2 protein-coding genes are annotated in these 9,076 nt (G+C 68.8%); both read left to right on the forward strand.

The window, feature by feature from the left end; genetic code table 11:
* The coding region (locus ABZ420_RS35525) for a thioesterase domain-containing protein (RefSeq protein ID WP_357132457.1) at nucleotides 1–1,136 on the forward strand (1,136 nt) is incomplete at its 5' end.
* A 282-nt stretch (nucleotides 1,137–1,418) separates the two neighbouring features.
* Nucleotides 1,419–9,076, forward strand: a 7,658-nt coding sequence (locus ABZ420_RS35530; RefSeq protein WP_357132459.1) for an amino acid adenylation domain-containing protein, incomplete at its 3' end; no start/stop codon positions are given.

Genomic DNA, 9,076 nt, shown 5'->3' on the forward strand with positions numbered 1-9,076 from the left:
CCGACGCGATCGTGGTGCTCGAGGCGTTGCCGTTGACCCCGAACGGGAAACTCGACCGCCGCGCACTGCCCGCCCCGCGGATCGACAGCACCGTCACCTACCGGGCGCCGCAGACGGTCACCGAGCAGGCGGTGGCGGGCGCGTTCGCCGAACTGCTCGGCGCCGAGCGGGTCGGTCTGGATGACGACTTCTTCGGCCTCGGCGGCAACTCGCTGCTCGCGGCGCAGGTGGTCGGGCGGCTGCGGGACGCGACCGGAGCGACGGTGCGCGTGCAGTGGTTCTTCACCGACGCCACGGTGGCGGGCTTGGCCGCTCGCATCGACGCCGGTGACGCCGACGCCACCGCCGCGCTGGACGTGCTGCTGCCGATCCGTGCGAGCGGATCGGCGGCCCCGCTGTTCTGCCTGCACCCGATGTACGGCTTGGCCTGGTCGTATGCGGGCCTGGCCCAGTTCCTGCCCGCCGAGCAGCCGATCTTCGGTCTGCAATCGCCCGCGCTGTCGGAAGACGGCGAACTGCCCGGTTCGCTCGAGCAGCTGGCCGAGCGGTATCTGTCGGAGATCAAGGCGGTGCAACCGCAGGGCCCGTACCGGTTGCTCGGCTGGTCGCTCGGCGGTGTGCTGGCCCATGCCATCGCCACCGCGTTGCAGGAGGCGGGCGAGCAGGTGGAGCTGCTGGCCATGATGGACAGCCATCCGAATCCGGACGTCGTCGGTTTCCGCGCCGCGGTGCGCGGCGCCCTGGCCGAACTCGGCCTCGGTACGGCGACTGCCGAGGGCGACGATGTCTACGAGCTCGACGACGAGTCGCTGGCCGCGCTGCACGCCATGATCCCGGCGGATCTGGTGGCGGTGACGCCGGAACGGCTGCGCCGGATCTATCGCAGCGCGGTCCGCTCGGCGGAGCTGATCGCCGAGCACCGGCCCGGGGTCTTCCGCGGCACCGTGCAGTACTTCAGCGCGGCCGTCGCCGATCCCGCCGACGAGTTGCGCGCCGCCGCGGCGGACTGGTGGCCGTATGTCCGAGGCATGGTCGTCGACCGCCCGGTCGAGGTCACCCATGCTCGGATGGCCGCGCCGGAGGCGCTGGCGGTGATCGGTCCGCAGCTGGCCGCACTGCTCGACGGCCGCCGTTGATCGTCCCCGCCGACGCCGCGACCCGAATCCGGCGTCGGCAGGGAATAATCGTCCCCGGCACTCGTCATACGCGTCCGTTCCCGCGGCCCGGAACCCCACGGGTCGTGGCCGGTCGCGCTCGGCGTGCGCCGACGGTTCGGTAACGATCGGCATGCGCGCGCTCGATGATCACAGCGCGGGGAGCATGGTGACGTGCGTGTGGCGACGATAGACAGGGTGAGGCAGCACGATGGTTCGGGCGGTCGGGCAGCGGTGTGACGAAACTGCGGAAGCGGTGCGCCGATGACCCGCCCGGCGCGGGTGCGCCCGACCCGGACCCGCCGCCCCCGCGTCACCACCCTGCCCCAGTTGATGGCCACGGCCGTCGAGGCGAACCCGAGCGGCGCTGCCGTGGTGTTCGCCGACGCGACCAGCACCCTCGCCCAGCTGAGTTATGCCGAGCTGGACGAGCGGTCCACGCGGTTGGCGCGGTTGCTCATCGATCGGGGGGTGGGTCCGGAGGATCTGGTCGCGGTCGGTGTTCCGCGTTCGGTGGAGTCGGTGGTCGCGGTGTGGGCGGTGGCCAAGACCGGTGCGGGTTTCGTGCCGGTGGATCCGAATTATCCGGCCGATCGCGTCGAGCACATGGTGAAGGACTCCGGCGCGGTCTTCGGGCTGACCGTCCATGGGGTACGCGCCGAGCTGCCGGACCGGGTCGAGTGGCTGTCGATCGACACCGCCGAGTGCGCGCGGCGGCTCGAGGAGTTCCCGGCCGATCCGGTGACCTACACCGATCGGGTGCGCCCGCTGCGCGGGGAGCATCCCGCCTACGTCATCTACACCTCCGGGTCCACCGGCAAGCCCAAGGGAGTGGTGGTCACCCAGGCGGGTTTGGCGAGCTTCTGCGCCGAGCAGCGTGATCGGTATCGGGTGACGAGTGCGTCGCGGACGTTGCATTTCGCGTCGCCGTCGTTCGACGCGTCGGTCCTGGAGTTGCTACTGGCGCTCGGTGGCGCGGCCACCATGGTCGTCGCGTCGCCCACGGTGTTCGGTGGCGAGGAATTCGCGTCCCTGGTCCGCAGGGAGGCGGTCACGCACGCGTTCGTGACGCCCGCCGCGCTCGCCTCGGTGGATCCGGCCGGGTTGGACGAGCTGCGTGTGGTGGTGGCCGGTGGCGAGGCGTGCCCGCCGGAACTGGTACGGCGCTGGGTGCTACCGGTGTCGGGTGGGCGGACCCGCGAGTTCTTCAACGGGTACGGCCCGACCGAGACCACGATCATGACGAACATCAGCGCGCCGCTGGTGCCTGGGGAACCGGTGACCATCGGCGCGCCGATCCGGGCCGTCACGGAATACGTGCTGGACGAGCGGCTGGTGCCCGTGCCGAGCGGTGTGGTCGGCGAGCTGTACATCACCGGTGCGCAGCTGGCCCGCGGCTACCACGAGCGCCCCGGGCTGACCGCGTCCCGCTTCGTGGCGAACCCCTTCGATGCGCACGGCTCCCGCCTCTATCGCACCGGCGACCTGGTGCGCTGGACGCCGGAAGGCGAGTTGGAATACCTGGGCCGCAACGACTTCCAGGTGAAGATTCGCGGTTTCCGTATCGAGCTGGGCGAGATCGACGCGGTGCTGGCCGCGCACGAGACGGTCGACTTCGCGGTCACCGTGGGGCACCACCTGGACAGCGGCGTCACCATTCTCGTCGCCTACGTGCACGCCGTGCCCGGGATGGCCACCGACGCGGCGGAACTGGCCGCCTTCGCGCAGCAGAGCCTGCCCGCGCACATGGTGCCGACGGTGGTCATGGTGCTGGACGAGATCCCGTTGACCCCGGTGGGCAAGCTGGACCGCGACGCGCTGCCCACACCGCGGTTGCAGACCAAGGTGTTCCGCGCCCCGGTAGGCCCGCTGGAAGAGCTGGTCGGCGAGGTGTTCGCCGAAGTGCTCGGGCCTGGCGCGCCGGTCGGCGCGGACGACGATTTCTTCGAGCTGGGCGGCAATTCACTGATCGCGACGCAGGTCGCGGCCCGGCTGGGCGCCGCCATCGCGGCCCGGGTGCCCGCACGGCTGATCTTCGAGAGCCCCACCGTGGCCGCGCTGGCGGCGCGGCTGGAGCCGTTGAAGGGCGCGGGGGACCGGCGCGCGTTGGTGGCGGTGGAGCGTCCGGAGCGGGTGCCGTTGTCGTTGGCGCAGCGGCGGATGTGGTTTTTGAATCAGTTCGATACCGGGTCGGCGGCGAATAATATTCCGTTCGCGGTGCGGTTGTCGGGTGTGTTGGATGTGGCGGCGTTGCAGGCGGCGGTCGCGGATGTGGTCGAGCGTCATGAGACGTTGCGGACGGTGTATCCGGCGGTGGACGGTATCGGTTACCAGGTCGTACTGCCCGCCGCGCAAGCCGTTCCGGACCTCGCGCCGAAGCCCGTCGCCGAGCACGAGCTGACGGCTTGGCTGCGTGAATTCGCGTCGACCGGTTTCGATGTCGCGGCGGAGGTGCCGCTGCGCGTCGCGCTGGCCGAGATCGGCCCCGACGATCACGTGGTCGTCGTGGTGGTGCATCACATCGCCGCCGACGGCGCATCGGTCGCGCCGTTCCTGCGGGACCTGCTCAGCGCGTTCCTCTCCCGGCGCAACAGGGCGAGGCCGTCCTGGGGACCGCTGCCGGTGCAGTACGCGGACTACACGCTGTGGCAGCGCGCGATGCTCGGTGACGAGAACGACCCCGATTCTGTGGCCGCGGCTCAGATCGCCTACTGGCGTCGCGCATTGGCGGGCATCCCGGACCGGATCGACCTACCCTCGGATCGGCCGCGCCCGTCCGTCGCCTCCGGCCGGGGCGCGGAGTACACCTTCGCCGTGGACGCCGCGGTGCACCGAGGTATCGCCGAACTGGCGCACAGCGCGGGCGTCTCGGAGTTCATGGTGGTGCACAGCGCGCTTGCGGTGCTGCTCGCCCGGCTCACCGGCACCGACGACATCACCGTCGGCACGCCCGTGGCGGGCCGTGGTGAACGGGAACTCGACGCGCTGATCGGCATGTTCGTCAACACGCTGGTGCTGCGCACCCGGATCGACCTCGGCGCGTCGTTCCGTGCGCTGCTCGCCCAGACGAAGGAAACGGATCTCGGCGCGTTCTCGCACGCCGAACTGCCGTTCGAGCGGTTGGTCGAGCTACTCGATCCGGTGCGCTCGCAGGCGCATCACCCGCTGTTCCAGGTGGCGCTGTTCTACCAGAACATGAGCAGGCCCGAGATAGAGCTGCCCGGACTGTCCGCTCGGGTACTCGAGTTCGACGGCGCGGTCGCGAAATTTGATCTGCAATTGACCGTGGTGCCCGACACCGAAGGGGAGGCCGCGGGCTTCACCGCGGGGTTCACCTACGCCACCGACCTGTTCGACGAGCGGACGATCGCCGAGTTCGCCTGGCGGCTGGATCGGCTGCTGGCCATCGCCGTGGCCGAGCCGGATCGGCCGATCGGTGCGATCGATCTGCTGGCTCCCGTGGAGCGCGAACGCATCCTGCACGAGTGGAACGACACCCGGTATCCGGTGTCGGCCGAGTTGCTGCTCGACGGCTACCGGCGTGCGGCGGAGGCGTACGCGGACGAGGTCGCTCTCGTGTGCGAGGGTGTCGAGCTTTCGTATCGAGTGTTCGATGCGCGGGTGAATCGTTTGGCTCGGTTGTTGATTTCGCAGGGTGTGGGTGCGGAGTCGTTGGTGGGGTTGGCGGTTCGGCGTTCGCTGGATCTTGTGGTGGGGATGTATGCGATCGTGGCGGCGGGTGGGGCTTATGTGCCGTTGGATCCGGATCATCCGGCCGAACGCATCGCCCACATCCTCGAAACGGCGCAGCCGGTCTGTGTGCTCACGACCTCCACCGACGCGGTCGACTTGCCCGAGGGCACCGCGGTGCTGCTGCTGGACGCTCTGGACCCGAATCGATTCGACGACGCCCCGGTGCGTGCCGACGAACTGGTACGCCCTGTGTTGCCGCACCATCCGGCCTACGTGATCTTCACATCGGGGTCGACCGGCCGCCCCAAGGGCGTGGCGGTTTCGCACTTCGCCATCCAGAACCAGATCAGCTGGATGCTCGCGGCGTATCCGCTCGACGCCGATGACGTGTACCTGCAGAAGACGGCGACGACGTTCGACGTCTCGCTGTGGGGCTACTTCATGCCGCTGCGCGTGGGCGCGAAGCTCGTCGTCGCCACGCACGACGGACATCGGGATCCGGTCTACGTCGCGGAAACCATTGCCTCCCAGGGCGTGACGGTGACGGACTTCGTGCCGTCCATGCTGACGGTCTTCGCCGCGCACACCGCCCCCGGCTCGTGCCCCACCTTGCGCGACATCTTCGTGATCGGCGAGGCGCTGCCGCCGGAGACCGTCGCCGCGGTGCGTGCCGTGACCGACGCCGCCGTGCACAACCTCTACGGCCCCACCGAGGCGGCGGTCTCGGTGACCTACTGGCCCGCGACCGCCGCGGACGAGCGCACCGTGCCGATCGGCGTCCCGCAGTGGAACACCCAGGTGTACGTGCTGGATTCGCGTCTGCAACCGGTGCCGACCGGCGTTCCGGGCGAGCTGTATCTCGCCGGTGACCAATTGGCCCGCGGATATGTGCGGCGCCCCGATCTCACCGCCGACCGCTTCGTGGCCGACCCGTTCGGCAACGGGGAGCGGATGTACCGCACCGGTGACCTGGTGGTCTGGCGTGCCCCGACCGACGTGCTGCCGCATCGGCTCGACTATCTCGGCCGGACCGATTTCCAGGTGAAGTTCCGCGGTCAGCGGATCGAGCTGGGTGAGATCGAGACGGCGCTGCTGGCGCAGCCGTCGGTGAGCCAGGCCGTCGCCCTCGTCGCGCCTTCGTCGCTGGGCGATCAATTGGTCGCCTACGTTGTTCCCGCGCCGGGGCAATCGATCGAGCAGGACGGATTGCTGGCGGCGATCGGTGCGACGCTGCCCACCTACATGGTTCCGGCCGCGGTCGTCGCGCTGGAGGCGTTGCCGTTGAATCCCAGCGGCAAGCTCGATCGTAAGGCGCTACCCGAGCCGACCTTCACCGCGCGGGAATTCCGTGCGCCCGTGACGGCGGTCGAGGAGATCGTGGCCGGGGTGTTCGGCGAGGTGCTCGGTGTGGGCCGGGTGGGTGCGGATGACGATTTCTTCGCGCTCGGCGGTAATTCGCTGGTCGCCACGCAGGCGGTGGCGCGCATCGGCGCGGCGGTGGATGCGCGGGTGCCGGTTCGGACTCTGTTCGAGGCGCCGACGGTGTCGGCGTTGGCGGCGGCGCTCGAGTCGCATACTCCCGGTGAGCGCCGGGTGCAGTTGGGGAGTATTGCGCGGCCGGAGAAGTTGCCGTTGTCGCTGGCGCAGCGGCGGATGTGGTTTCTCAATCGGTTCGATCAGTCCGATGATGCGGGGGAGCGGATCGGTTCGGCGGCCTACAACTTGCCGTTCGCGTTGCGCTTGACCGGTGCGCTGGACGTGGTCGCGCTGGGCGAGGCACTGCACGACGTGGTCGCGCGGCACGAGGTGCTGCGCACGGTGTATCCGGAGACCCCGGACGGTCCGGTGCAGGTGGTGCTGGCGGCGGGACAGGTGACGTTGGATGTGGCCGTCCATCCGATCGGTGCGGCCGAGGTCGCGCACGAGGTGTACACGCTCGCGGCGGCACCCTTCGATGTGACCGACGAAGTGCCCGTCCGAGTGCGGCTGCTGCGGATCGCGGATGCGCCGCAGGAGCATGTGCTCGCGGTGGTGGTGCACCATATCGCGGCGGATGCGTCGTCGATGGGTCCGTTGGTGCGGGATGTGATGGTGGCGTATTCGGCGCGGGTGGCCGGTGAGGCGCCGGGGTGGTCGCCGTTGCGGGTGCAGTATGTGGATTACGCGTTGTGGCAGCGCGCGGTGTTGGGGGATGAGTCGGATCCGGATTCGATCGCGGCTTGGCAGATCGCGTTTTGGCGTGCGGAGTTGGCTGGTTTGCCGGATTTGCTGGAGTTGCCGGCTGATCGGCCGCGTCCGGCGGTGGCGTCGCTGGCGGGTGCTCGGGTGCCGGTGGAGGTGGATGCGGCGACGCATGCGGGGTTGATCGAACTCGCGCGTGCGCATGGTGCGACGTTGTTCATGGTGGTGCATGCGGCGTTCGCGGTGTTGTTGGCTCGGCTGTCGGGCAGCACGGATATTGCGATCGGTACGCCGGTGGCGGGTCGTGGTGAGCGTGAGCTCGATGATTTGATCGGGATGTTCGTCAATACGGTGGTGTTCCGGTCGAGGATCGACGGTGGTGAGTCGTTCGCGGGTGTCCTCGCTCGTCAGCGTGAGGCGGATTTGGCTGCTTTCGCGCATGCGGATGTGCCGTTCGAGCGGTTGGTGGAGGTGTTGAATCCGTCGCGGTCGACGGCGCGTCATCCGTTGTTCCAGGTGGGTTTGTCGTTTCAGAATGTTGCGCGTGCGGCGTTGGAGTTGCCGGGTTTGTCGGTGTCGGGTGTGGATGTCGATGTGGATGTGTCGCAGTTCGATCTGCATTTGATTGTTGGTGATGGGTATGGGGAGTCGGGTGCGGCCGCTGGTATCGGTGGGTTCTTGACGTATGCGACCGATTTGTTCGACCGGGCTACGGTGGAAGGTTTCGCGGCGCGGTTCTCGCGCATCCTCGCGGCCGTGGTCGCCGACGCGAACGTCCCGGTCGGGGACATCGAGATCCTCACGGACACCGAGCGCACCGACGTGCTCACCGCATGGAACGACACCGCTCATCCGGTGGATTCCACTGCGACCCTGGGATCGTTGCTGCGCGGGACCGTCGCGGCGACGCCGGGAGCGGTCGCGCTGGTCGCGGACCTGCCCGACGGCGAACGCGTCGAGCTGAGCTACGCCGAACTGGCGGCTCGGGTGAATCGACTAGCCCGCTACCTGATCTCGGTGGGGGTCGGCGCCGAGAGCAGGGTCGCGCTCGCGTTCCGCCGATCGGTGGATCTGGTGGTGGCGATGTACGCGGTGGCCGAGGCCGGTGGGGCGTACGTACCGATCGACCCCGACCAAGCCACAGAGCGAACCGACTACATCCTCTCCGCCGCCGCCCCGGTATGTGTGTTGAGCAATACCGAGGCGGATTTCGATACCGACGTCGCGCCGGTGGTGCGGCTGGAAGACCTGGAATTGAGCGCGGTCGCCAGCGTGCCGATCACCGATTCGGAGCGCGTCACGCCCGTTCGGCCGGAGAACACGGCTTACGTCATCTTCACGTCGGGTTCGACCGGGCGTCCGAAGGGCGTCGCGGTGCCGCACTCGGCGATCGTGAACCAGTTGCTCTGGAAAGCGGCCGAATTCGAGCTGGCCGAGGACGACGCGGTGCTGCTGAAGACGGCGGCGACGTTCGACCTGTCGGTGTGGGAGTTCTGGTCGGCCGCGGTATGCGGTGGCCGTCTGGTGATCGCCGCGCCTGATGGTCATCGTGATCCCGCGTATCTGAACGATTTGATGGCGCGCGAATCGGTCACCACGTTGCATGTGGTGCCGTCGATGCTCGACGCGCTGCTCGTGCACCGGGCGACCACGGACACCGGGGACTGGTCGCCGCGACGGGTGCTGGCGATCGGTGAGGCCCTACCGGGTTCGGTGGCGCGGAGGTTCCTGCGGGAGAATCCCCGCACCGAGTTGTTCAATCTGTATGGGCCGACCGAGGCTGCGGTGTCGGTTACCGGCCACCGTGTGACGCTTGCCGACGAGACGTCGGTGTCGATCGGTGCGCCCGAATGGAACACCCGGGGGTATGTGCTGGATGGGCGTTTGCGTCCTGTTCCGGTGGGTGTTTCGGGTGAGTTGTACCTCGCGGGTGCGCAGTTGGCGCGTGGTTACTTCGGTCGTGCGGATTTGACGGCGGATCGGTTCGTGGCGAATCCGTTCGAGTCGGGTGCTCGGATGTATCGCACGGGTGACCTGGTCGCCTGGAA

Origin of the sequence: Nocardia sp. NPDC005745 (assembly GCF_040630775.1) — a bacterium.
Lineage (GTDB): Bacteria > Actinomycetota > Actinomycetes > Mycobacteriales > Mycobacteriaceae > Nocardia.